Source organism: Mycolicibacterium arcueilense (genome assembly GCF_058536225.1).
This window is the reverse complement of record NZ_JBZTYL010000035.1, coordinates 156,704-181,008: the sequence shown is the minus strand read 5'-3', so window position 1 is coordinate 181,008 and position 24,305 is coordinate 156,704. Positions and strand designations below refer to the sequence as shown.

Annotated in this window: 24 protein-coding genes; 16 read left to right on the top strand and 8 right to left on the bottom strand. The window is 66.0% G+C overall.

All coding sequences use genetic code 11. The features are described from left to right. Positions 1 to 8: 8 nt before the first annotated feature. Positions 9 to 848, bottom strand: coding sequence for an arylamine N-acetyltransferase family protein (locus AC4LGL_RS30430; protein WP_491841996.1), 840 nt, complete (start codon positions 846 to 848; stop codon positions 9 to 11). A 55-nt stretch (positions 849 to 903) separates the two neighbouring features. Here AC4LGL_RS30430 and AC4LGL_RS30425 point away from each other — a divergent pair, with 55 nt between their 5' ends. The 5 genes from AC4LGL_RS30425 to AC4LGL_RS30405 all read left to right on the top strand — a co-directional run bounded on the left by AC4LGL_RS30425 (position 904) and on the right by AC4LGL_RS30405 (position 6,708). Continuing rightward, entirely contained in the window at positions 904 to 1,476 is a 573-nt protein-coding gene (locus tag AC4LGL_RS30425) for an HD domain-containing protein (protein WP_491841995.1), read from the top strand. Positions 1,477 to 1,624: 148 nt separating this feature from the next. Continuing rightward, positions 1,625 to 2,434 (top strand): 1-acyl-sn-glycerol-3-phosphate acyltransferase, encoded by an 810-nt coding sequence (locus AC4LGL_RS30420; RefSeq protein WP_491841994.1) that lies wholly within the window; start codon positions 1,625 to 1,627, stop codon positions 2,432 to 2,434. Between the two features lie 6 nt (positions 2,435 to 2,440). Then, positions 2,441 to 4,087 (top strand): acyl-CoA ligase FadD12, encoded by a 1,647-nt coding sequence (fadD12, locus tag AC4LGL_RS30415; protein ID WP_491841993.1) that lies wholly within the window; start codon positions 2,441 to 2,443, stop codon positions 4,085 to 4,087. Then, the gene (locus AC4LGL_RS30410) at positions 4,080 to 5,324 is read left to right on the top strand and encodes an alpha/beta hydrolase (protein WP_055119615.1); all 1,245 of its coding nucleotides are present in this window, start codon (positions 4,080 to 4,082) and stop codon (positions 5,322 to 5,324) included. The genes fadD12 and AC4LGL_RS30410 overlap by 8 nt, the downstream gene beginning before the upstream one ends. A gap of 10 nt (positions 5,325 to 5,334) precedes the next feature. Then, complete coding sequence (locus tag AC4LGL_RS30405) at positions 5,335 to 6,708, top strand: FAD-binding oxidoreductase (protein WP_491841992.1); 1,374 nt, start codon at positions 5,335 to 5,337, stop codon at positions 6,706 to 6,708. Positions 6,709 to 6,792: 84 nt separating this feature from the next. On the opposite strand, the gene AC4LGL_RS30400 is transcribed toward AC4LGL_RS30405, so the two are convergent. Continuing rightward, a complete protein-coding gene (locus tag AC4LGL_RS30400; protein ID WP_491841991.1) occupies positions 6,793 to 7,404 on the bottom strand; it encodes a hypothetical protein in 612 nt (203 codons plus the stop codon). A 189-nt stretch (positions 7,405 to 7,593) separates the two neighbouring features. Here AC4LGL_RS30400 and AC4LGL_RS30395 point away from each other — a divergent pair, with 189 nt between their 5' ends. After that, on the top strand, positions 7,594 to 8,028 hold the full coding sequence (locus AC4LGL_RS30395) for a MarR family winged helix-turn-helix transcriptional regulator (RefSeq protein ID WP_491841990.1): 435 nt from the start codon (positions 7,594 to 7,596) through the stop codon (positions 8,026 to 8,028). 13 nt (positions 8,029 to 8,041) lie between these two features. On the opposite strand, the gene AC4LGL_RS30390 is transcribed toward AC4LGL_RS30395, so the two are convergent. Genes AC4LGL_RS30390 through AC4LGL_RS30380 form a run of 3 tightly spaced genes read right to left on the bottom strand, consistent with a single transcriptional unit; the run spans position 8,042 to position 11,711 of the window. Continuing rightward, the gene (locus AC4LGL_RS30390) at positions 8,042 to 9,727 is read right to left on the bottom strand and encodes a nitric oxide reductase activation protein NorD (protein WP_491841989.1); all 1,686 of its coding nucleotides are present in this window, start codon (positions 9,725 to 9,727) and stop codon (positions 8,042 to 8,044) included. Continuing rightward, positions 9,724 to 10,545, bottom strand: coding sequence for a CbbQ/NirQ/NorQ/GpvN family protein (locus AC4LGL_RS30385; protein WP_491841988.1), 822 nt, complete (start codon positions 10,543 to 10,545; stop codon positions 9,724 to 9,726). Before AC4LGL_RS30385 ends, AC4LGL_RS30390 begins: the two co-directional genes overlap by 4 nt. Further along, the gene (locus AC4LGL_RS30380) at positions 10,545 to 11,711 is read right to left on the bottom strand and encodes a spirocyclase AveC family protein (protein WP_491841987.1); all 1,167 of its coding nucleotides are present in this window, start codon (positions 11,709 to 11,711) and stop codon (positions 10,545 to 10,547) included. Before AC4LGL_RS30380 ends, AC4LGL_RS30385 begins: the two co-directional genes overlap by 1 nt. 124 nt (positions 11,712 to 11,835) lie before the next feature. Here AC4LGL_RS30380 and AC4LGL_RS30375 point away from each other — a divergent pair, with 124 nt between their 5' ends. Then, on the top strand, positions 11,836 to 12,438 hold the full coding sequence (locus tag AC4LGL_RS30375; RefSeq protein WP_491841986.1) for a TetR/AcrR family transcriptional regulator: 603 nt from the start codon (positions 11,836 to 11,838) through the stop codon (positions 12,436 to 12,438). A gap of 25 nt (positions 12,439 to 12,463) precedes the next feature. Here the strand turns inward: AC4LGL_RS30375 and AC4LGL_RS30370 are convergent, their stop codons facing one another. Further along, positions 12,464 to 13,606: an amidohydrolase family protein gene (locus tag AC4LGL_RS30370; protein ID WP_491841985.1), complete on the bottom strand. Its 1,143-nt coding sequence runs from the start codon at positions 13,604 to 13,606 to the stop codon at positions 12,464 to 12,466. Positions 13,607 to 13,622: 16 nt separating this feature from the next. Beyond that, positions 13,623 to 15,083, bottom strand: a complete 1,461-nt coding sequence (locus AC4LGL_RS30365; RefSeq protein WP_491841984.1) for an aldehyde dehydrogenase — start codon at positions 15,081 to 15,083, stop codon at positions 13,623 to 13,625. A 147-nt stretch (positions 15,084 to 15,230) separates the two neighbouring features. Between AC4LGL_RS30365 and AC4LGL_RS30360 the strand changes: the two genes are divergently transcribed. From AC4LGL_RS30360 to AC4LGL_RS30345, 4 genes are read left to right on the top strand one after another with little or no spacing between them, the layout of a single operon-like run. Next, positions 15,231 to 16,505, top strand: a complete 1,275-nt coding sequence (locus tag AC4LGL_RS30360) for an aromatic ring-hydroxylating oxygenase subunit alpha (protein ID WP_491841983.1) — start codon at positions 15,231 to 15,233, stop codon at positions 16,503 to 16,505. Between the two features lie 4 nt (positions 16,506 to 16,509). Beyond that, the gene (locus AC4LGL_RS30355; protein WP_491841982.1) at positions 16,510 to 16,839 is read left to right on the top strand and encodes a hypothetical protein; all 330 of its coding nucleotides are present in this window, start codon (positions 16,510 to 16,512) and stop codon (positions 16,837 to 16,839) included. Further along, positions 16,836 to 18,095 carry a metal-dependent hydrolase family protein gene (locus AC4LGL_RS30350; RefSeq protein WP_491841981.1) on the top strand — a complete coding sequence of 420 codons (1,260 nt, stop codon included), beginning with the start codon at positions 16,836 to 16,838 and terminating at the stop codon, positions 18,093 to 18,095. The genes AC4LGL_RS30355 and AC4LGL_RS30350 overlap by 4 nt, the downstream gene beginning before the upstream one ends. A gap of 48 nt (positions 18,096 to 18,143) precedes the next feature. Then, entirely contained in the window at positions 18,144 to 18,596 is a 453-nt protein-coding gene (locus AC4LGL_RS30345; RefSeq protein WP_491841980.1) for a MarR family winged helix-turn-helix transcriptional regulator, read from the top strand. Between the two features lie 25 nt (positions 18,597 to 18,621). Here AC4LGL_RS30345 and AC4LGL_RS30340 read toward each other — a convergent pair whose 3' ends face one another. After that, positions 18,622 to 19,719 (bottom strand): fatty acid desaturase family protein, encoded by a 1,098-nt coding sequence (locus AC4LGL_RS30340; protein WP_491842016.1) that lies wholly within the window; start codon positions 19,717 to 19,719, stop codon positions 18,622 to 18,624. A gap of 230 nt (positions 19,720 to 19,949) precedes the next feature. Between AC4LGL_RS30340 and AC4LGL_RS30335 the strand changes: the two genes are divergently transcribed. From AC4LGL_RS30335 to AC4LGL_RS30315, 5 genes are read left to right on the top strand one after another with little or no spacing between them, the layout of a single operon-like run. After that, positions 19,950 to 21,014 carry a 2Fe-2S iron-sulfur cluster-binding protein gene (locus tag AC4LGL_RS30335; RefSeq protein ID WP_491841979.1) on the top strand — a complete coding sequence of 355 codons (1,065 nt, stop codon included), beginning with the start codon at positions 19,950 to 19,952 and terminating at the stop codon, positions 21,012 to 21,014. A 7-nt stretch (positions 21,015 to 21,021) separates the two neighbouring features. Then, complete coding sequence (locus tag AC4LGL_RS30330) at positions 21,022 to 21,765, top strand: SDR family NAD(P)-dependent oxidoreductase (RefSeq protein WP_491841978.1); 744 nt, start codon at positions 21,022 to 21,024, stop codon at positions 21,763 to 21,765. A gap of 55 nt (positions 21,766 to 21,820) precedes the next feature. Then, on the top strand, positions 21,821 to 23,089 hold the full coding sequence (locus AC4LGL_RS30325; RefSeq protein WP_491841977.1) for an aromatic ring-hydroxylating oxygenase subunit alpha: 1,269 nt from the start codon (positions 21,821 to 21,823) through the stop codon (positions 23,087 to 23,089). A gap of 2 nt (positions 23,090 to 23,091) precedes the next feature. Beyond that, entirely contained in the window at positions 23,092 to 23,427 is a 336-nt protein-coding gene (locus tag AC4LGL_RS30320) for a hypothetical protein (protein ID WP_491841976.1), read from the top strand. Between the two features lie 29 nt (positions 23,428 to 23,456). Then, on the top strand, positions 23,457 to 24,302 hold the full coding sequence (locus tag AC4LGL_RS30315) for a TauD/TfdA dioxygenase family protein (protein WP_491841975.1): 846 nt from the start codon (positions 23,457 to 23,459) through the stop codon (positions 24,300 to 24,302). Positions 24,303 to 24,305 lie beyond the last annotated feature (3 nt).

The window sequence follows — 24,305 nt, the reverse complement described above, 5'->3', positions numbered from 1 at the left end:
TCGCGCCGTCAGCTGTCCAGCACCTGCGCCACCCGGGCCTCGACGTCGACGCCGTCGAGATCGGACAGGTTGATCCCGAACCGCCCGGCGAGTGCATCGAGCACCTGCTCGGCGGTGTCGAAGCGGATCTTCTCGGTCCCGTCGTGGTGGTGGATGGCCAGGTTCCGGCCGCGCAGGTTGATCCTGGCATCGTCGGTGACCAGGGCCGCAGTCAGCCCGACGACGAAGATTCCGCCGGGATGCGTTGACACATACCAGCTTCCGACTTCGAGGTCGACGCGTGGTTGCGGCACGGCGGTGAACCGGTACAGCGGCTGCCACTGCCCGCGGACCTGTGCGGCCAGTTCGTACACCGGCGCGCCCTGGGTGGGCAATTCCATCAACCGGTAGGGCTCGTGGCGGGTCTGCTGCACCGCGGCGGTCTGCAAGCGGATCGGGGACGACAGCGTCTGCCCGCCGAAACCGACGTCGACCAGGAAGCGTCCGGCCTCGCCCGGCACCGTCACGGCGAGCACGTTGTGGGTGAGGGCGGGCAACGGCGCGTCGGGTTCCTTCATCCAGACCACCCGCCCGGCCAACCGGTCGACGCCGTACCCCAGCTCGACCAGGATGTAGCCGAGCAGGCCGTTGTGCTCGTAGCAGTAGCCACCACGGCGCCGGGTGATCATCTTGTCCGCCAATGCCTCCGCACCGAGGTCGGCGACCGGGATGCCCAGCAGTGGGTCGAGGTTCTCGAACGGGATCGAGCGACCATGTGCGGCGACGACGTTTCGCAGCGTGTCCACATCGGCTGACACCGGACCCGCAAGGCCGATCCGGTCGAGGTACCCAGTGAGGTCTGATCCCATGATGGCCATCGTGCCTCAGCGGTGGTTGAGGTCAACCTCGGAGGACACTGGCCCTATGGCTGCACATCTCACCGAGCGACTGCGGGAAGACCTGCTGGCCCGCTGGTCCGAACCACACCGGAAGCATCACAACGTCGCGCATCTTCGGGAGGTGCTCGACGCGATCGGCGTCCTTGCCGAGGACGGACTGCAGTTCGACCGGGAAGCGGTCGAACTCGCGGCGTGGTTCCACGACGCGATCTACGAGATCGGTCGCGACGACAACGAAGACCGCTCCGCAGCGTTGGCCCGTGAACTGTTGGCCGAATCCCCCGACAGCGACGAGGTCGCCCGACTCGTGCTGGCCACCAAGTCGCACAAGGTCGAGCCGGACGACGTCAACGCTGCGGTGCTCAGCGACGCAGACCTGTCGGTGCTCGCGGCGCCGGCACTGCGCTACCGGCAGTACGCCGACGCGGTCCGCGAGGAGTACGCATCGGTGCCCGACGACGTGTTCCGACCGGCACGGGCGCGGGTGCTCGCGGCGTTGCTCGATGGACCGATCTTCCACACAGAGGCGGGCCGGCAACGCTGGGAAGCGCAGGCCCGGCGCAACGTCGGCGAGGAGATCAGCGTGCTGAACTCATAGCGACGCCACGCGACCTGTGGTTTTGAGAGGATTGACCGCAGCTACTCGGCAGTAGGTGAAGCAACCCACGAAGCGAATGGGTTTTTTACCCTCGACCTGGGTACACTAGCAAAACTAGAACACGTTCCAATCCACATAGGGGGACCCTGTGGCCGCGACCGACATCGACCCGTCCGAAATCACCAAGTGGGATCCGGGCCTGACCGAGAAGGTCATGGGCTTGCTGCGGCCGCTGATCAAGGGCTACCACCGCGCCGAGGTGCGCGGGCTGGACAATTTCCCCAACGGCGGTGCCCTGGTGGTGTCGAACCATTCCGGTGGCCTGTTCGCCCTGGACGTGCCGGTGTTCGCGACGGGCTTCTACGAGAAGTTCGGCTACGAGCGGCCGGTCTACACCCTCAGCCACGACATGTTGATGACCGGCCCGACCGCGGCGTTCTTCAAGAAGACCGGCTTCATCCGCGCCAACCACGAGAACGCCGACGAGGCGTTGCGCTCGGGTGGGGTGGTCGTGGTGTTCCCCGGCGGTGACTACGACGTGTACCGACCGACCCTGTCGGCGAACAAGATCGACTTCGCCGGGCGTACCGGTTACATCAAGGCGGCGATCAACTCCGGCGTCCCGATCGTGCCCATGGTCGGCATCGGCGGCCAGGAGACCCAACTGTTCCTGTCCCGCGGCACCGAGATCGCCAAGGCGCTCGGCCCGATCGCGCGGATGGCCCGCACCAAGATCGTGCCGGTGTCGTTCGGCTTCCCGTTCGGCCTGTCGGCGGTGCTGCCGCTCAATGTGCCGCTGCCATCCAAGATCGTGATGAAGACGTTGCCGCCGATCGACATCGAGGCCGAATTCGGCGAGAACCCCGACATCGACGAGGTCGACGCCCACGTCCGCCGGGTCATGCAGCGCGCGCTGGACGAGCTGGCCGAAGAGCGCCGCTTCCCGGTGATCGGCTGAGCATCGATGAATCCGCTTGATCTGCTGGCCGGACCGGTGGACCGGGTCTCCGACGTCGCCGGCCTGGTGGCCACCATGCGCAGGGCTGGAATCATCACTGTGATGCGCCCGGACAAGTACCTGCGCATCGCGGCGGCCATGGCCCGCGAGAACATGGGCGTCACTTCGGGTTTCGCGGCCTCGGCGCAGCGGTGTCCGAACCGTCCCGGCCTGGTCGACGAACTCGGGACGCTGACCTGGCAGCAGGTCGACCAGCAGGCCGACGCCCTGGCCGCCGGCCTGCAGGCGCTGCCGGGTGGTGAACCCAAGGTGCTCGGCATCATGGCCCGCAATCACCGCGGCTTCGTGCTGTCACTGATCGCGGCCAATCGCATCGGCGCCGACGTGCTGCTGCTCAACACGTCGTTCGCCGCACCGGCCATGGCCGAGGTGGTCAACCGCGAGTCCGTCGACGCCGTCATCTACGACGAAGAGTTCACCGACACCGTCGAGCGGGCCCTCTCCGACCGGCCCGGCGCCGCACGGATCGTGGCGTGGACCGACACCCACGCCCACGACCTCACCGTCGCGAAGCTGGTCGAGCAGCACCGCGGTACCGAGCCGCGCCGCGCTTCCGAGAAAAGCAAGGTGATCCTGCTGACCTCGGGCACCACCGGAACTCCCAAGGGCGCCAAGCATTCCGGTGGCGGTCCCGAGGTGCTCAAGGCAATCCTCGACCGCACCCCGTGGCACACCGAAGAGCGGGTCGTGATCGTGGCGCCGATGTTTCACGCCTGGGGCTTCTCCCAGCTGGCCTTCGCGGCGTCGATGGCCTGCACCATCGTCACGCGGCGCAAGTTCGATCCCGCGGCCACCCTCGAGCTCGTCGACCGGCATCGGGCCAAGGGGCTGTGCGTGGTGCCGGTGATGTTCGACCGGATCATGGACCTGCCCGAGAACGTCCTGAATCGCTACGACGGCCGCACGCTGCGGTTCGCCGCAGCGTCCGGCTCGCGCATGCGTCCCGATGTCGTCACCGCCTTCATGGACCGGTTCGGCGACATCATCTACAACAACTACAACGCCACCGAGGCAGGCATGATCGCCACCGCGACGCCCGCCGATCTGCGCGCCGCACCCGACACCGCGGGCAAGCCGGCCGAAGGTACCGAGATCCGCATTCTCGACGCGGAGTTCCAACAGGTCCCCACCAGAGAAGTGGGCACCATCTACGTCCGCAACTCCACACAGTTCGACGGCTACACCGGGGGCCCCACCGTCAAAGGCAAGGACTTCCACGAGGGCTTCATGTCTTCGGGTGATGTCGGTTACCTCGACGAGACAGGCCGGCTGTTCGTGGTGGGCCGCGACGACGAGATGATCGTCTCCGGCGGCGAGAACGTCTACCCGATCGAGGTCGAGAAAGTGCTGGCCGGCCATGCCGATGTCGCAGAGGCCGCGGTCATCGGTGTCGACGACGAGCAGTACGGCCAACGCCTGGTGGCGTTCGTGAGGGTCTCGGGCGCTGCCACGCCCGACGACCTGAAGGCGTATGTTCGGGAGAACCTCGCCAATTACAAAGTGCCGCGGGAGATCACCGTGCTAGCCGAGTTGCCGCGCAACAGCACCGGCAAGATCGACCGCCGTCAACTGCAGGAGATCGTGAGTGGCTGACCGCCAACCTGGACCAAGAAGGCGGCTGCTCCTTGCCGCCGCCGAGTTGCTCAACGCTGCCAACGCGGTGAAACCGCTCGGACGCAGGGGTTACACCACGGTCCAGTCCTTCGCGTTCGGCTGGCCCACCTCGGAGAATGCCCCGCTGGTGATCACCGTGTCGGCCCTCGATGCACTGCGCCGCGCCATCCGCGGCGACTACCGCTCCGCGGGCGGCCGAATCTCGTTGCTTCTCAAGGCCATTTCCTGGGGCCTGCTGGTGCTGGTGCACCGGCGCGGTGTGCAATCGCGGCCCTACTTCGAGAATCCGGTGCACGAAGCCCTGGCCGACGAATACCCCACCACGGTGCGGCCCCTGCGTCGGGGTGAGGTGTACTCCACCGCGATGAGCCGGCGCCGCTACGCCCGCAAGACCGTCCACTACGGCCCGCACCGGGCCAACCTGGCCGACATCTGGATGCGCCCGGACCTGCCGCGCGACGGCAAAGCGCCGGTGCTGCTGCAGGTCCCGGGCGGGGCATGGATGATCGGGATGCGCAGGCCGCAGTCGTATCCGCTGATGAGCCACCTGGCCGAGCAGGGTTGGATCTGCGTGTCGATCGGCTACCGGATCAGCCCGCGCCATCCGTGGCCCAACCACATCATCGACGTGAAGCGCGCGTTGGCCTGGGTGAAGGAGAACATCGCCGAGTACGGCGGTGACCCGGACGCGGTGTGCATCACCGGCGGTTCGGCGGGCGGGCATCTGACCGCCTTGGCCGCGTTGACTCCCAACGATCCCAAGTGGCAGCCCGGTTTCGAGGACGCCGACACCTCGGTGGCGGCAGCGGTACCCGTCTACGGTCGCTACGACTGGTTCAGCACCACGGGCCCCGGGCGCGAGGAGTTCATGGAGATCCTGGAGCGGCTGATCGTGAAATTGCCGCTCGCCACCAATGATCAGGTGTACCGGGACGCGTCACCGATCACCCTGGTACACCCGGACGCACCGCCGTTCTTCGTGCTGCACGGGACCAACGACTCACTCATCCCGGTGGTGGAAGGCCGCGATTTCGTCGCCGCCCTGCGCAGGGTGTCGAATTCACCGGTGGTCTACGCCGAGATCCCCCATGCACAGCACGCCTTCGACATCTTCGGCTCACCCCGCGGGCACTACACCGCCGATGCCGTCGCAGAATTCCTGACCTGGGCGCGGGCCCGGGCTCAGCTCACCGCGGGCTCCGCCGCCGGTCGGTAAGCTCCTGAAGATGTCCGCACCGGACACCGAGATCGCAACGCTGGCCGCCGACCTACCCGACGGCGCGGTACTCACCGACCCGGCCGTGATCGAGGGGTATCGGCGCGACGCCGCTCTCGATCCCGAGGCCGGGGTGCCGCGAGCCGTGGTGCGGGCCACCAGCACCGAGGATGTGCAGGCCGTACTGCGGTGGGCGAGCGCACACCGTGTTGCCGTGGTGGCCCGAGGTGCGGGTTCCGGGCTCGCGGGCGGCGCCAACGGCGTCGACGGCGGCATCATCCTCAGCACCGAACGGATGCGGCAGATCCACATCGACACCGCGAACCGCACCGCAGTGGTGCAACCCGGTCTGCTGAACTCCGAGGTGAAGAAGGCCGCCGCCGAGTACGGCCTGTGGTACCCGCCCGACCCCGGCTCTGTCGAGATCTCCTCGATCGGCGGGAACGCGGCGACCAATGCCGGTGGACTGTGCTGTGTGAAGTACGGGGTCACCAGCGATTACGTACTGGGCATGCAGGTGGTGCTGGCCGACGGCACCGCCGTCCGGTTGGGCGGACCGCGGTTGAAGGACGTCGCCGGGTTGTCGCTCACCAAGTTGTTCGTCGGCTCCGAAGGAATTCTCGGGGTGATCACCGAACTCACGCTGCGGCTGATCCCGGCGCAGCCTCCGGCGTCGACCGTGGTCGCGGTGTTCGCCTCGGTGGAGGACGCCGCCGACGCCGTCGTGGCGATCACGGCCAAAGTGCGGCCCGCGATGCTGGAGCTGATGGACCACGCCACCATCAACGCGGTCGAGGACTACCGCCGCATGGGCCTGGACCGTTCGGCGCAGGCGCTGCTGCTGGTCCAGTCGGATGCACCGGGCGCGGCGGCCGAGGAGATCGCCCACATCGTCGAGGCCTGCGAGAAGTCCGGGGCCACCGAGGTTTACGCGACCGATGACGCCGCGGAAGGCGCTGCCTTGACGGCGGCCCGGCGGCTGGTGGGCCTGGCCCTGATGCAGCTGGGCACGTTCTATCTCGAGGACGTGACCGTGCCGATTCCCGACCTACCGGCGTTGCTGGCCGGTATCAAACACATCGCCGAGGATTGCGACGTGCTGATCTGCGTCGTCGCTCATGCCGGGGACGGGAACACCCACCCGGTGGTGGTGTTCGACGCCGACGATCCGGATATGAGCGAGCGCGCCCGTCAGGCATTCGCCCGGGTGATGGAACTGGCCATCGCCATGGGCGGCACCATCACCGGCGAACACGGTATCGGCCGACTCAAAAGGGATTGGCTGCCACTGCAACTCGGCGACGACGTGATCGAGCTGACCCGACGCATCAAAGATGCCCTCGACCCGCTCGGCATCCTCAATCCGGGCTCAGTGCTGCGCTGAGACGGCCCAGCCGGCCCGCCGAGACTACGGTTTCTGATGCGGTCAACCGAAATTGCGTCACAAACCGTAGTCTCGGAGAGGATTTCAGCTTTCGGCCAGCACTCCGTGGAGAGCCTTCTTCGCCTCGGTGATCGCCGCGAGCAGGTTCGTCCGAACCTCACCGAGCTTGGCCTTCTGCTCGTCGGTGCCCGTGAACGCGATGGTGCGGGCCAGACCCGCCACCTCGTGCAGGCCCGTACGGATCTTGATGACGTCGGCGAACTTGCCGACCTTACCCAACAGCGTGTGCGCGGTCTCGCTGGTGACACCACGCCAGGCCAGCAGCTGGGTGCCGAATTCAGTCAGTGTGGCGACCCCGTCGGAGACGGTGACCACACCGCGGCCGGCCAGTCCTGAGATGGCCAGTTCGACGATGTCCAGCGGCGGGGTGAAGGCGCCGCCGGTGGCCTCGGTGGTGCGCTCGACGATCTGTTCAGCGGTGGCCGGCCCGTCGAGCAGCAGGGCCGCGGTGCCAACCGCAGCACGCTTGAGTGCGAAGCCCGGCCCGAAACCCCTACCGAACCCGGGGCCGCCGAAACCTCCGCCGAAGCCCCCCGCGCCGAACCCTCCCGGGCCGAAACCGCCCTGTCCTTCATGGCCGCAGCCGCCGCCGAATCCCGCCGGACCCCAGCCACCACCAAATCCTCCAAAACCCATGTCACACATCCTTTTTCCAGGTTTCAACCGGACCGCAGGAACGCGGCCCGGCAGGTGTATCAAGTTCCTTGATACGCTCGAGTCGGGACCAATTCAATGAGATCTGGCTGAGAACTCGTTGAGCTCTGGGCGAAACGGTGCGGTCGGTCCGGATGGTCGGCGGGGTCGGCGCGTGTGAAGATGCCAGCTATGACTGCCTCGGACGGCGAGCCGCTGGGATATCTGCTGCACCGCGTGGCTGCAACGCTGCGTCCAGAGGCGGTCGCAGTTCTCGCCCCGATGGGACTCGGCCTGGCGGAGTTCGTCTGCCTGCGGATCATCTCGCTGAATCCCGGGCTCACCAGCGCCGAACTGGCTCGCTTCACCAACGTCAGCGCGCAGGCGACCAACCAGTTGCTGCACCGGCTGGAAGCCGCGGGCGCTGTTCATCGCCCTGATGCCGCGGCGGCAGGTAAAGCACTGCCCGCCGAACTCACTGCGTCTGGCCGGGCGTTGCTCACCCGCGCCGAGGAAGCCGTGCACATCGCCGATCAGCGGGTGCTCGACCGGCTGACGCCCACCGAACAGCGGCAACTCAAGACGTTGTTACGCAAAGCCGGACGCGACGACAATGCATGCTGTTGATCAGCCCCTGACCTCACCGTGGCTTCGGAGCAGCCAGCTCTGCCAGTGCGGACAAGAACAGCTCATCCATCCTCGGGCTCAGCTCCGACAACGTAGCGGCCCCGGCGTGACTGGCCGGCCCGAAGACCTGATCGAGCGCGTCGGGTTCGGCGGGTGCGCCGATGGACAGGCACAGGCAGGCCACGCCGTCGGCCCGCAGTTCTTCGAGGGCCTTGGCAGCGTCGGCCTGGGCATATCGTCCCTCGTAGCCGTCGTCGTACGGGTACCCGTCGGAGAGTACGAGCAGCAGCCGGTGTGGTGTTCCCGCTTGGCTTTTGAGGATCTCGCCGGCGCCGCGGATTCCGGCTCCCAGGCGGGTATAGCCGAAGGGTTGTAGTTGGGCGAGCCGGGTCCGTTCGCGAGCGCCGAAGCGTTGCCCGAAGGTCTTGACGGCGAGCAGGTGCACCGCGCGGCGGCCCTGTGAACGAAAGCCGTAGACAGCGACGCGATCACCGAGTTCCTCGAGCGTCGCAGCCAGCGTCGCTGCCGCGCGACGTTGGTGCTCATGGACGGCAAGGCCTTCGCCGTCGGCGTCGGTCGCTGATCCCGATGCGTCGAGGAGGATGAGCACACCGAGATTGCGCGCGAGTCGGCGACGCTCGGTGTACACATGCTCGGGCGGTGAATGGCCAGAGCGCAGATCGACGAACAGGTCGATCATGGCCTCGATGTCCACGTCGTCCCCGTCCGCGCGGGCGCGTAACACTTTGGGCCCGAGTCTGACTCGTGCCAGCCTGCGTCGCAGCACCGCGTCGCGGGCCACCCGAACGGTTGAGACATCCGCCGGGGCGGTGATCGGATGATCGATCACGCGGCACCAGTTCTCCCGATACCGGGCGCCGAAAACGTTCCATTCCGGATACAGGGCGCCACCGACCGTGAGTGCGGCGCCCGGCCGGTTGGCACCGACGAAGCGGATCGGCGTCGGTGCCGGCCGCGCGTTCACCCCGGCGCGCGATGTCCTTCGTATCGCGCCGACGCCCACCTCGCCCCCGGCGCCCTCGCTTCCGGACGAGCGGGAGCTGCCGAAGAGCGTCCGCAAGAACTTCGCGGGCGCCTGCATACCGGTGGGAGCCTCGAACAGTTTGAGGATCCAACTCTTCTCGGCCGGTCCGTCGTCGTCATCGTCGTCATCCATGTCTGACGCGTCGGTGTGCTCGACGCTCATCCGGACGTCGGCAGCGGTCGCCGGGGAACCAGCTTCGCCGCGGGTGCGGATCAGTTTGGCTGGTTTGATCGTCCCGAACCAATCGGGAGGCGGGTCGAGTTCGGTTCTGCCCAGGGCGATCTGCAGCGACTCCTCGCAGCTGGTCGACTGTGCCGCCGCGGTGGGGGCGACCGATGCCGCCAGGGCAATCCGCGGGCTGAGTTCAGCCAGGACACGATGGCCTTCGACCCCCAGATACCGGCGCGCCAGCGAGGGCCGCGCCCGCAGCTGCTTGAGGTACTGACTGTCGAGGCTTCCGGCTCCGAGGAGCGCGCTCTGGACCAGAGCCTCGCGACGCTGCCGGTCCCGATCCGCGCTCGCCGACACGAAGATCGTCTGCCCGTCGGTGTACGCAGGCTCGTTCGCGCGCGCGACGGCCACCTCGACCGGCCGCCCGGCGAGGAAACCGGCCAGAAACCGAAAGTGATGCGGTTCCGGGAGGTCGGTGCTCACGGTGGTGGCAGGACTGCGTCGACGAGTTCTCCGAGTCCCCGGATCACATCGGGATCGTCGGACAGCACCTCGACCACCGCGGACTGGACAGCGTCGCGCAGGTTGAGTCCTTCGGCGACGAGACCGCCGGCGAGAATCAGCATGCGGGTCGAGGCCACCTCGCTCAGTGCGGAGCCGTCAAGGCGCCGGATGGCGGCTCCGAGGGCGACCAGCGACGCAGCGGTGGATGAGTCGATTCCAGCCTCGACGGCGACGATCTCGGTCTCGATCTCGGCTGTCGGGAAGTCGAGGCTGATCGCGACAAAGCGTTGCCGGGTCGAGTCTTTGAGGCTCTTCAGGATGCTCTGGTAGCCGGGGTTGTAGGAGATCACCAGTTGAAAGCCGGGCGCTGCGGACAAGGTGGTGCCCAGCCGGTCGATCGGCAACTCACGCCGGTGGTCGGCGAGCGGATGGATGACCACCGTGGTGTCCTGACGCGCCTCCACGATCTCGTCGAGGTAGCAGATGGCGCCGTCTCGCACCGCTCTGGTCAACGGGCCGTCCACCCAGACTGTTTCGCCGCCCTTGAGCAGGAAGCGCCCCACCAGATCGGCAGATGTCATGTCCTCGTGCCCGGCGACGGTGATGAGCTCGCGACCGAGTTCGTGAGCCATCGCCTCGACGAAACGGGTCTTGCCACACCCGGTGGGGCCTTTGAGGAGCACCGGCGCCCCGCGGCGGGCGGCCGCCCGGAAGGTCTCCACCTCCCCGCCCGCGGGCCGATAGAACGGCGGCTGTATTCCTGATTCGGCGGTCGACCGAAACTTACTGACCGTCATCACTTTTCGGGCCTTTGGATCGGCACCACGGGCGGGATGCTCACCCCATCCGGCAGCACCAGTTCGCCTTCGTGGTTCACATACCCCGAGTGTTTGGTCGGCAGCGGCAGGTCAGGATTCGGGCACGGCCGGTCAGTCCCTTCGCCGCAGATCCCGGGGTTGAAGTACGAGCGCTTCTGGACATCTTCGGGCCACGCATCCCCGTGCATGCCCAGCCAGGTCGCGGGAACGTTGTAGAAGAGGAAGAAGCACGCGCTGACACCACCGAAGATGGCCAGGAAGCGGACGAACTGTTGTTTCACGAACCCGCCGCGGACCCGGTCGATTCCCCGTTCGACCACGGTGCGGCCGCGGTCGTCGGTGAAGAAGCGCAGGCAGACCAGCGCGGTCTGGACACCACCCCACATCAGCCCCTCGTAGATCGGCCACTGGTAGTAGGTGCCGGCGTTGAACGACAAGGACTGGATGGCGCCGGGATAGGAGTAGAACCCGATCGGCAACATGATCAGGGCCTCCATGACGAAGTCGAAGACGAAGGCGATCGCATAGGTGACCAAGACCAGCCGCAGATTGGTGATCCCAGGCCAACGGTTCTTGATCTTTCGCATGATCGCGCAGCCGACGATGGTGAGCAGCAAGACCCCGTACGCATAGCCGGGGATGTTGGTCAGCAGCGGTTCGGGCACCGTGTGGCCCGGTTCCTCATGCGCCACCCAGCCCGGAATGTACGGCGCCCACGACCCCTGGTTGAACAGCCAGGCGTTGTACGTACACCAGGTGCTGTAGTAGTTGAGCATCGGATCCTGGAACATCATCAGACCCATCGACACGAGCAGCATGCCGTCGAGCGTGATCCGCCGCTCCCGCATCCAAGGCCGAATAATGAAGAACCACAAGGCAAACGGCAGACCCACCCATAGGACCACAGCGTTGGCCATCAGCGGGATCTTCATATACATCGGTGGCTCACTCGGGCCGCCCGACACCGGCTCGAAATAGGGGCCGGTCACCCACCGGGTGAACACGTACAACGTCACCAGCAGGAACACGCCGCCGACGGTCGCCCAGATCCTGTACGCATTCGACGACGGCGGACCTTGCTTTCCGAGTTCGGCGATGCCGCCGACCGATTCGGTGACAGCAGGCTTCTTGGACAGATCACTCATGTTCGGTTTCCCCTTGGCGATCGTGGAGACAGCCGGTGGTGTGAGGCCGGCCAACGGGTGCAAATATACTCATGGGTATCTGAGATTCCAATAGGTCACTCAGATTCTGTGGCAGAATTCTGCCATGGTGGAGCGCTGGACCCGAGAACGCAGACTGGAGCACACGCGTTCGGTACTGCTCGACGCCGCCGAAGAGGTATTTGCCGAAAAAGGTTTTGCCCCAGCCACACTCGATGACATCGCACGAGCCGCCGGTTACACCAAGGGCGCCATCTACAAGCACTTCACGACCAAGGAAGACCTGTTCCTGGCGGTGAGTGACCGCTATTGGCGACGCTATTTCGACAATTTCGCCGAGGTGATGTCGAGCGCGAAACAGGTCGGTGCGCGTGAACGCGACGAGATCGCAAAGCGCTGGCGGCAATTGAGCCAAGACCGCGGCGCCGAGCACGCCGCCTTGGGGCATGAGTTCACGCTCTACCTCCGGCGAAACCCGGAGTCACGAGACCGTGTCGCCGCCAAGCGTTCGGAGGTTGTCGACGCGCTGGCGAAGTTCATCGTCAACGGCATCGAGCAATTCGGCGGCACCCTGCTGATACCGCCGAAGACGTTCGCCCAAGTTCTCATCGCCACCAGCGACTCGGTGGTTCTGGGCAGCGAACTCGACGATGTCGACCTCTACCGGCCCATGGTCGAGATGTACGTATCGGCCATCAAGCTGCCCTGACGCCCCGCCCTGCACGCGCCAAGTCTCAGAAGACGCGAACCTGCCCCTCGAGCACCGGAACGGTCTCGGGCAGCTTGTAGGTCTCGATGCCGTTGCGGAACATGATGGGCTCGCGGGCGTGCTCGGGCAGATGCTTGACCAGCCAGCGGGGATCGTCGAACGTCCAGTGCGGGTAATCGCTGGAAAACAGCAGGATCTTCTCGCACTCCATCCACTCGAAGGCCCGGGACAGTTCGGTCTTGTCCTCGGGATAATCCAACGGCTGGGTGGTGAACTTGATGTGGTCCTTGACGTACTCCGACGGCTTGCGCTTGATGTCCATCCAGTTCTTACGCTTCGCGTAGATGGCATCCATCCGCCACATCAAAGGCAGGATCCAGGTGAACGCATGCTCCACGAACACCACCCGCAGCGTCGGGAAGCGGTCGAAAACCCCGTCGAAAATCAGGCTCATCACCTGGTTGGCCGCCAGCAGCGAGTACGTGACCATGAAGTCGTGGTTGTAGCTGGGCAACCCGACCGGCGGGAGTGGGAGTTCGTCGTACTCGCCGCGGGACAGGTGGCAGCTCACGGTGATGTCGTGCTTGGTCGCCGCGGCCCAGATCGGGTCGTACTTCGGGTCACCCCACGACGGACGCGGCTCGGCCTTGATCAGGATCTGCGCCATGTAGGGATGGCCGGCCCACCGCTCGATCTCCTGCGCCCCCAACTCCGGCGCCTCGACTGCCAGGCAGATGGATCCGCGCCAGCGCTCATGCCAGTTGTTGTGGCTGTCGAGCCAGTGATTGGCCTGCCAGTCGTTCAGCGCGCAGTTCATCACATGGTTGGCCTCGGGAATGTGGGCCGAGTACGCCGCGGGTTCCAGGACGGCGATGTCCGCTCCGGCCTCCATGATCAGCTGCCGGAACGCGAGATCGGGGTCGCTGCCGGCGAATTCGCCGTCGGACGGGAAGGAATCGGTACGCATTGCGTAGGCATGCGCGTAGTCGGGAGCGTCGTAGTAGATCAGGTCGCCGACGTCGTGGGTGTTGAAGTATCGGGACCGCCACGGCTCGGGGATGTACTGACCGAGCTCGCCCCGCCGGGGCACGGGATGCACGTCGGAATCGACGCATCGCACCGCGATGCGCTCAGCCGCAGGAATCCTGGGCGACGTAGTAGTGGTCATCGTCATTCCCTCTCGATCACCGGGTGGCCGCGACGGCGATGGACTTGGTCTCGAGGTACCCGTCGAGCCCTTCACGGCCGAGTTCGCGGCCGTAGCCGCTGTCCTTGATACCGCCGAACGGTGCGAACGGATCCATCGTGTACCCCTGGTTTACCCCGAAAGTCCCGGTTTGTACACGCTCGGCGATCCCGATTCCCCGGTCTGGATCGGCCGTCCACACCGAGCCGGCCAGGCCGTAATCGGAGTCGTTGGCAATCGCGACGGCCTCGTCCTCATCCCGGTATCCGATCACCGTGAGGACGGGACCGAAGATCTCTTCGCGGGCGATGCGCATCGAGTTGTCAGCGCCGGCGAACAGCGTGGGCCGGACGTACCAGCCGGTGTCCACACCGGCGGGCAGATCGGTGCCGCCGCAGACCAGACGGGCGCCCTCGCGCCGGCCGAGGTCGATGTAGTCACGCACGCGTTGCTGTTGGCGTCGGGACACGAGTGGCCCGAGCTCGGTGGCGGGATCGGCGGGATCGCCCACGACGAGTGCGTTCATCCGGTCGGCCAGGGCGTCGACGAATTCGTGTTCCCGATAGGCCGGGACGACGATGCGGGTCAGCGCGTTGCAGATCTGGCCGCTGTTGGACAGGCTGGCCGAGCGCACCCCGGCTGCGACTGTCGCCGGGTCGGCGTCATCGAGGATGATCGCCGCCGACTTGCCGCCGAGCTCGAGGCTGACCTTGGTCAGGTTGGCCGCGGCGGCTGCTGCGACGGCCCGGCCCGCGGCGCTGGAGCCGGTGAACGAGACCTTGTCGACGCCGGGATGACCGACCAGACGGGCACCGACGGCGGCATCCCCCTGGACGACGGAGACGACGCCGTCGGGCAGGCCGATCTCTTTGAGCATGTCGCTTAAAAGCAGTGCATCCAATGGGGATTCGGGGGCGGGTTTGAGTACCACGGCGCACCCGGCCAGCAGCGCCGGCACCAGTTTGGTGACGATCAGGAACTGCGGCATGTTCCAGGGCACGATGGCGGCGACGACGCCCACCGGTTGCTTCTGGATACGTACGTCCGATCCGAAGAAACCGGTGCGGGTCTCCTGCCAGAGGTAGGTCTCGGCGAGGTCGCTGAACGCGGACATCATCATCGTCGGCAGTCCGACCTGCGCCCGTTGGGCGAAAGTGATCGGCGCACCCATCTCGGCCGAGATCAGCTGGGCCATCTCACCGCGTCGGCCGGCGTAGGCCTCGGCGAGGCGCCGCACCGCCGCGATGCGCTCCGCTGGGTCGAGACGTGGCCACGGCCCGTGATCGATGGCCGCACGGGCGGCCGCCACGGCGGCGTCCACCTCGGCCGGCCCGGCCGCCGCCACCCGGGCGATGGGTTGCTCGGTATGCGGCGAGATCACCTCCACGGTGTCGGCAGGGTCGCCGTCGAGCGACCAGTCGGCCTCGATTCCCAGGTACTCCCCAAGATGCTGATCCATCCAGACTCTCCCGCCTCAGTCGAATTCAGAGTATCAACTACTTGTCATTGACGAAACCGCCGTCTACCGTCGAGCCTGAAGCCCCTGGCCGGCATCGCAGCCCCATGTCGGCATCATCGGTCGAACCACATCTCTTTAGGAGCGAGCATGGCTCGGTTTCCCAAGCCGGCTGAAGGCAGCTGGACTCAGCACTACCCGGAGCTCGGCACCGGCCCGGTGTCCTACGAAGACTCGATCAGCCCGGAGATCTATGAGCTGGAGCGCAAGGCGATCTTCAAACGCGCATGGCTGAATGTCGGTCGCGTCGAACAGCTTTCACGCAAGGGCAGCTATTTCACCCGGGAGATGAAGGCCGCCAACACCTCGATCATCGTGGTGCGCGGCAAGTCCGGGGAGGTCAAGGCGTTCCACAACGTCTGCCGCCACCGGGGGAACAAACTGGTGTGGGACGACATGCCGCTGGAGGAGACCAGCGGGGTGTGCCGGCAGTTCACCTGCAAGTACCACGCCTGGCGTTACGACCTGGACGGCGAGCTCACCTTCGTCCAGCAGGAGGCCGAGTTCTTCGACCTGGACAAGAGCCGCTACGGCCTGGTCCCCGTGCATTGCGAGGTGTGGGAGGGGTTCATCTTCGTCAACTTCGCCAGCAATACTGAAGCCCCCGAACAATCTCTCCGCGAATTCCTGGGCCCGATGATCACCGATCTGGAGGGCTACCCGTTCGACAAGATGACTTCACGATTCACCTATCGCTCTGAGGTGAAGGCGAATTGGAAGCTGTACATGGACGCCTTCCAGGAGTTCTACCACGCCCCCATCCTGCACGCGAACCAATCCCCGACCGCCTACTCGAAGGCCGCCGCGGAGTCCGGTTTCGAGGCACCGCACTACCGGATCGAAGGGCCGCACCGGCTGGTGAGCACGTCCGGTGTCCGGGCGTGGGAGATGCCCGACGAGATGCGCAAGCCGATGGAAGACATCTGCCAGAGCGGACTTTTCGGCCCGTGGGAGAAGCCGGATCTCGGCGAGATGCCGGCCGGGCTGAACCCCGCCAAGTGCGATCCGTGGGGGCTGGACTCCTTCCAGCTGTTCCCCAATTTTGTCGTGCTGTTCTGGGGCCAGGGCTGGTATCTGACGTACCACTACTGGCCGACGTCGTTCAACACGCACACCTTCGAGTGCACGCTGTACTTCCCGCAGCCGCGCACGCCGCGGGAGCGGTTGGGCCAGGAGTTGGCCGCCGTCTCGTTCAAGGAGTACGGACTGCAGGACGCCAACACCCTGGAGGCGACGCAGAGCTCCATCGAGACCCGGGTGGTCGACGAGTTCCTGCTCTGCGATCAGGAGATTCTGCTACGTCACCTGCACAAGGAGACCGCGGCCTGGATCGACGACTACCAGCGCAAGACCGCAGGAGTGTGAACCGATGAGCACCCAACTACCCGCTGAATTCGCTGACCTGGAACAGTTTTCAGACTGGTGCCTGCCCAGTGAACCGCAGCGCTACGCCAAGCGGCTGGCTTCCACCATGACCGAGATGCAGGCCTTCTACGACGCGATCACGCCGCGGGCCGAGGAAGCGATCAGCTTCTGCGACAAGTTCAGCCTCGACGATTTACCCGAGGACGTGCTCAACCTGATGCACCTGCTGTACTCGATGATCACGGTGTCGTTCCCGGTGGAGTGCTGGAAGCAGCCTCGGGTACCTGATTCCGGTGCGACATCGTTGGACTGCGTCGCTGAGCCCGTGCCGTGACCCAAACCGAAGCCTCGACGACGATTCTGCGCGCCGCCCGTTGGGTGGACGTGGCCGACGGCCAGGTCCGGTCTCCCGCGGTCGTAGTGATCGAGGGCAACCGCATCAAGGACATCAACCCCGAAGGACCACTGCCGGATTCGGCCACCGTCATCGATCTGGGCGATACCACTCTGCTGCCCGGGCTGATGGACATGGAGCTCAACCTGCTGATCGGCGGTCCGGGCAATCCCGGCGGCCTGCCGACCCCGATGCACGGCGTGCAGGACGATCCGGCGTACCGGACGCTGCGCGGCGCGGTCAACGCCCGCACCACGCTGGACGCCGGGTTCACCACTGTCCGCAACCTGGGCCTGATGGTCAAGACCGGCGGCTACCTGCTCGACGTCGCACTGCAGCGCGCCATCGACCAGGGCTGGCATCAAGGGCCCCGCATCTATCCGGCCGGCCACGCCGTCACCCCCTACGGCGGACATCTCGACCCCACGGTCTTCCAGCGGCTGGCACCGGGCATCATGCCGCTGTCGGTCGCCGAGGGCATCGCCAACGGGGTGCCCGACGTCATCGCGTGCGTGCGCTACCAGATCCGCCACGGCGCCAAGCTGATCAAGGTTTCGGCCTCCGGTGGCGTGATGTCCCACAGCACCGCACCCGGCGCCCAGCAGTATTCCGATGCCGAGTTCGCCGCGATCGCCGACGAGGCCCACCGCGCAGGCGTCAAGGTCGCTGCCCACGCGGTCGGGGACACCGCGATCCAGGCCTGCATCCGCGCCGGTATCGACTGCATCGAACACGGATTCCTGGCCAGCGACGAGACGATCCAGATGATGGTCGACCACGGCACGTTCCTGGTTTCCACCACCTATCTCACCGACGCGATGGCCATCGACCGCATCGCGCCCGAGCTGCGTAAGAAGGCCCTCGACGTCTTCCCACGGGCAAAGGCCATGCTGCCCAAGGCCATCGCGGCAGGCGTGCGTGTCGCCTGCGGCACCGATGCCCCGGCGATCCCGCACGGCGAGAACGCCAAGGAACTGGTTGCCCTCGTCGAACGCGGCATGACCCCGATGCAGGCGTTGCAGGCAGCGACGCTGGTGGCCGCAGAGTTGGTCGATGCCGCCGACGAGCTGGGCCGGCTGGCACCCGGGTACCTGGCCGACGTCGTCGCCGTTGCGGGCGATCCCAGCGTGGACATCGCGACGACGCTCGATGTGCGGTTCGTGATGAAGGACGGCAGCGTCGTCAAGCACAGATAGCACTGTGCGCTAGCGTCGAAAGTGACGGGCACGGCAGGAGACGAGAGCATGGACCTCACCGAGAACACCTTGTGGTGGCTCAAGCAGGCGTTCTACTTCTCGCTCACCGAGGTCAACGAGTCGGTCAAAGAACACGGGGTCACCACGGCCCAGATCGGTGTCCTACGCCAGCTGACCAATCAGCCGGGCCTGTCCGGCGCCGAGTTGGCCCGTCGCCTGCTGATCACCCCGCAGGGCGTGCAGCTCGCGCTCACCGCGCTGGAGAAGCGGGGCCTGGTCGAGCGCAAACAGGATCCCCAGCACGGACGCATCCTGCAGGTCTTCCTCACCGACGAGGGGCGCGCGGTGGCCTCGGCGGTGGTCGCCGACGCAGTCGCCGCCCATGAGCGGGTGTTCGGCGTGCTCACTGACGAGGAGCAGGAGCAGCTGAAGGCACTGCTGCGTCGGGTGATCGAACAGGGCACGGGCCACACCCCGCACTCCGATCACATCGACCCATGACGTCTCCCGGTGGGCGCAACCAGGACTATGTGCGGCGTCGGCGGCCGATGCTCAGCATCCAGTCGGGAAACGCCAACCCGTGGATGATCCGCTGTGTCCGGAAGTACTGGCGCGGAAGCGATGCCGTGTTGTAGGGCAGGTCGTACTTCTCGCACAGTTGCCGTACGCGAACGCTGACCTCGGGGAGGCGGTTGCTCGGCAGGTCGGGGAACAGGTGATGCTCGATCTGATAGCACAGGTGACCGCCTGAGAACGCCAGCAGCCGGCTCGCGTTGAAGTTCGCGGTCCCGACCATCTGCCGCAGATACCACTCGCCTTTGGTCTCGTCGGTGACCACCGCAGGGTCGAACGTCTCGGCGCCGTCAGGGATGTGCCCGCAGATGATGTTCACGTACACCCAAAGGTTCCGGACCACATTCGCGGTGATGTTGGCTGCCAGGGTCCGGCGCCACCGGCGCAGGCTGAGGGCGGGCAGGACCACATAATCCTTGCTCAGCTGGCGGGCGATCTTGCCGAAGAACTTCCGCTTCTCCACGGCCAGACCGTCTGCCGTCTCGTGGCGCAGACGCTCGGAGTGCAGGCCGTGCAGGGCAATGCCCCATTCGAACATCGCGGCCAGCACCAGGTTTCGCACCGGGGTCGCCAAGTGGACCCAGCGCCACGGCTGGTCGGTGGTGACCCGATGCAGGCGGTAGCCGATGTCCTCGTCCATCCCGAGCACGTTGCTGTACACGTGGTGCCGGTAGTTGTGCGAGTACCGCCACTGCGCGGAATGTCCGACCATGTCCCACTCCCAGGTGTTGGAGTGGATCTCGGGATCGTTCATCCAGTCCCACTGGCCGTGGGAGATGTTGTGGCCGAGTTCCATGTTCTCGATGGACTTCGCATATGCCAGTGCGCACGTGCCCACCAACCATCCGGTCTTCGACCGGGTGCCGGCGATCGTCAGTCGCGCCGCGACGTCGAGCGCGCGGTGGAAATGGATCACCCGCCGGATGTAGGCCGCGTCCTGCGCCCCGAGGGACTCCTCGACGTCTCGGCGGATGACGTCGAGTTCATAGGCGATCTCTTCGACATCCTCACTGCTGAGATGCAGGTAGGCGGGAACATCGGCGATCGCCATCAAGGTGTCCTCGGGGTGGTGCGGCAGGTAGAGCGGCACAATCACCGCGAGCGTCGGACCGCAGCCTAGAGCCTCAGACTTACCGACGGGTAATCGAGCGCGCCCACCAGGCAAAATGGCGGCGCAAACGTGCGGCCCGCGCGTATCGACCGGAGTCGGCCATGCCGCCATACCGTCGTTGATATCTACCACTTGAGATTAATGACAAGTACTTGATATTGTTGGCCGCGATGGAGACATCGACTACGACACCACGCATGGAATCCGCCGACGTGATCGACGCCGACGGGTTCACCCCCGTGCCGATCAAGCAGGTGATCAGGGAGACCTCCGACGCGGTGTCCCTGGTTCTCGACATACCCGAGCCGAACCGAGATCAGTTCCGTTATGAGGCAGGGCAATTCGTTACCATCCGGGCGAGAATCGATGGGGCCGAACACCGTCGGTGCTACTCGATGTCGTCGTCGCCGGCCGTCGATCCCGATCTGCGGATCACCGTCAAGCGTGATCGCGACGGCCTGGTCTCCAACTGGGTCAACGACACCGTGGGCATCGGCGATGAACTGCACATCGCACCACCCGAGGGCCGCTTTGTCCTCACCGCAAGCGAACGCAACGTCGTCACCTTCGCCGGCGGCAGCGGCATCACCCCCGTGTTCTCGTTGGTGCAGTCGGCGCTGGCCGCCACCACCCGCAGGACTCGACTGTTCTACGCCAACCGCAATCTCGACTCGGTGATCTTCCGGGAGGCGTTGGCCGCCCTCGTCGACAGCCACAGCGAGCGCGTTGAGGTGCACCATCATCTCGACGATCTGGACGGCGTCGTCTCGCCGCAACACATCGCTGACTTCATCGCCGACGACAGCCGGACTGAAACCGATTACTACGTCTGCGGACCCGCCCCGTTCATGGACACCGTCGAACGCGTCCTGCTCGACTCCGGAATCCCCAGGCAGCAGGTGCATCTGGAGCGGTTCAGCGTCGCCGCGATCCCACCGCCCGACCTGACCGAACCCGTGGTCACCGAAGAGGTGACCATCGAACTCGGCCGCAGCACGATCACCGCGCCGTACCGAGCGGGCAACACCCTGCTGCAGACGGCGCGCCTGGCCGGCCTGAAGGCGCCGTCCTCCTGCGAAACCGGTTCGTGTGGAACATGTATAGCTCAGGTGGTCGAGGGCAGCGCGCGCATGCTCAACAACGATGCCCTCGACGACGACGAGATTGCCGAGGGGTGGGTGGTGACGTGCCAGGCGCTGCCCACCAGCCGCCGAGTGAGAGTGGTCTATGAGTAAAGCAAGTATGAGCAGGGTCGCCGTGGTGACGGGCGGGGCGTCGGGAATGGGTGAGTCGACGTGCCACGAGTTGGGACGACGCGGCCACAAGGTCGCTGTGCTCGACGTCAATGCCGATGCCGCCCAACGCGTCACCGACGACCTGCGGTCGGCCGGCGCCACCGCCTTCGCGGTCGGCGCCGACATCACCGACCGGGCCGCGGTGGAAGAGGCCTTCGGCAAGGTGCGCAGCGAGCTCGGGCCGGTCGGCGTCCTGGTGACGAGCGCGGGCATGTTCGGGTACGCCTCGTTCGCCGACATCACGGAACAGTCCTGGGCCCAGATGATCGACGTGAATCTGAGCGGGACGTTCCGCTGCTGCCAGGTGGCCCTGCCGGACATGGTCGAGGCGGGGTGGGGTCGTATTGTGATGATCTCCTCGTCGAGCGCGCAGCGCGGCACCCCGTTCGCAGCCCACTACGCCGCCTCCAAAGGCGCTCTCTTGACCCTGACGAAATCGCTGGCGCGCGAATACGCCGCGCACGGCATCACGGTCAACAACATCCCACCATCGGGTATCGAGACCCCGATGCAGCACCAGTCGCAAGCCGCGGGCTACCTGCCGCCCAATGAGACGATCGCCGCCAACATCCCGCTCGGCCGGCTCGGCACCGGTGCGGATATCGCTGCCGCCGTGGGGTTCCTGTGCTCCGAGGAGGCCGGTTTCATCACCGGCCAAACCCTCGGGGTGAACGGCGGCGCCGTGATGTAACGGCTCCCGAGCCGTCCGAGCAGTCCCAAAACGCACTAGTCACACGGAGGTTCACATGGCAACCAAGTGGCCCAAGCCGGCTGAGGGCTCCTGGACCGAACACTATCCCGATCTGGGTACGGGACCGATCCCGTTCCGGGACTCCATCTCCGAAGAGTTTTATGCCCTGGAGCGGGAGGCCATCTTCAAGCGGGCCTGGCTCAACATCAGCCGGGTCGAGGAGACGCCCGAGGTCGGCAGTTTCATCACCCGGCAGATCGAGGCCGCCGAAGCGTCGCTGCTTCTGGTGAGAGACCACGACGGCGGTATCCGCGCCTTCCACAATCTGTGCCGCAGGCGCGGGCACACGCTGGTGCCCCCGGACTTCCGCGCCACCGAATTACGCAGTACCGGAGCCGAGTTCGAATGCCGACACTGCGGCTGGCGTTACGGCCTGGACGGAAGGCTGGTATCGCTGCCCGACGCCGACCGCTTCACCGACCTGAACCCTGATGACTACGGGCTGGTTCCGGTGCACTGCGACGTCTGGGCCGGCTTCGTGTTCGTCAACCTCGGCCGCGAACCGCGCCAGAGCCTGCGCGACTTCCTCGGCCCCATGGTGACCGCACTCGACGATTACCCGTTCGACAAACTCAGCGAGCGATACGACTGGGTGGCGCACAACAACAGCAACTGGAAGATCTTCGCCGATGCCTTCCAGGAGTACTACCACGTGCCGTCGCTGCACACCCAGCAGGTGCCTCCGGAGGTGCGGGATCCCAACGCCGGCTTCACCTGTGGACACTTTCAGCTCGACGGTCCACACCGGCTCGTTTCGACCGCCGGCACCCGACGCTGGCTGCTGGCACCGGAATACATGTACCCGATCGAGCGGGCCACCCAGAGTGGCCTGGTGGGTCCGTGGCGCACCCCCGATATCGGCGAGCTACCGATGCACGGGCTCAACCCGGGCAACATCGAGCCGTGGGGCATCAGCAACTTCCAGATCTTCCCGAATCTGGAGATCCTGATCTACGGCGGCTGGTACCTGCTCTACCGCTATTGGCCGACGTCGCACAACACCCACCGCTACGAGGCGTTCACCTACTTCCACCCGGCCCGCACGGTGCGGGAGCGGGTCGAGCACGAGGTGGCCGCCGTGGTGCTCAAGGAGTTCGCCCTGCAGGACGCCGGCATGCTCGGCGGCACCCAGGCCGCGCTCGAATACGACGTCATCGACGAGTACCCGCTCAACGATCAGGAGATCCTGGTGCGGCACCTCCACAAGATGGCGGTCGACTGGGTCGAGGACTATCAGCGCGACCGCACGCCGGCGGGAGCATGAGCATGACCTCGCCCCGACTCCCCAGCGCCTTCGCCGAGCTGGAGCCCTACGCCGAGATCTGGTGCCTGCCAACGGAGACCGAACGGTGGGATCGTCGCCTGGCCAGCACCATGCCGGAGATGCATCAGTTCTACGACGCCTTCTTCCCGCGCGTCGAAGAAGCGATCGAGTACTGCGACAAGTTTCCGCTCGACGACATTCCCGACGATGCGCTGAACCTGCTGCACCTGATCTATTCGCTGATCATGGTCGCCATGTCGGTGGAGATCATGCACCAACCGGCGCCGACCGATTCCGCCGACGCCGTGATGATCCGCACCGGCGAGCCACGGCCGTAACACCACCGAACACCGAAAGGACGCACCCGATGAGTGTGTTGACCATCAACAAGCTGACCACTTCGGTGGGCGCCGAGGTTGTCGGCGTCGACCCCGAACGCCTGGGCACCGACGACAGCCTGGGAGCCGCGGTGCTCGACGCCCTGGAGGACAACGGGGTGCTGGTGTTCCACGACCTGCATCTGGATCCCGAAGCCCAAGTGGCTTTCTCACAGCGCCTCGGCGAGATCGACCGCTCGGCAGACGGCCATCACCCGGTCTCGGGGATCTACCCGATCACGCTGGACAAGACGAAGAACAAGGCCGCCGAATACCTCAAGGCGACGTTCGACTGGCATATCGACGGGTGCACCCCCATGCACGACGAATGCCCGCAGAAGGCGACGGTGCTGTCGGCCTTGGAGGTCGCCGCACGGGGAGGTGAAACCGAGTTCGCGAACACCTATGCGGCCTACGACTCGCTCGATGCGGCCGAGAAGGAGCGCTATCGCGGGCTGCGGGTGGTCCACTCCCTGGAAGCGTCGCAGCGGCGGGTCTATCCGGATCCGACGCCCGATCAACTGAGCCGTTGGCAGGCCCGGCCCACCCACGAGAACCCGCTGGTATGGACGCACCGCAATGGGCGAAAGTCTTTGGTACTGGGCGCTTCGGCGGACTACATCGTCGGGATGGACCGAGACGAGGGCCGGGCCCTGCTCGCCGAGCTCCTCGCCCACGCCACCACCGCAGACAAGGTGTACAGCCACAAGTGGTCGGTCGGCGACACCGTCATCTGGGACAACCAGGGAGTTCTGCACCGCGCCGCGCCGTACGAACCCAACTCCCCCCGCCACATGCTGCGCACCACGGTGCTCGGCGACGAGCCGATCCAGTAACCC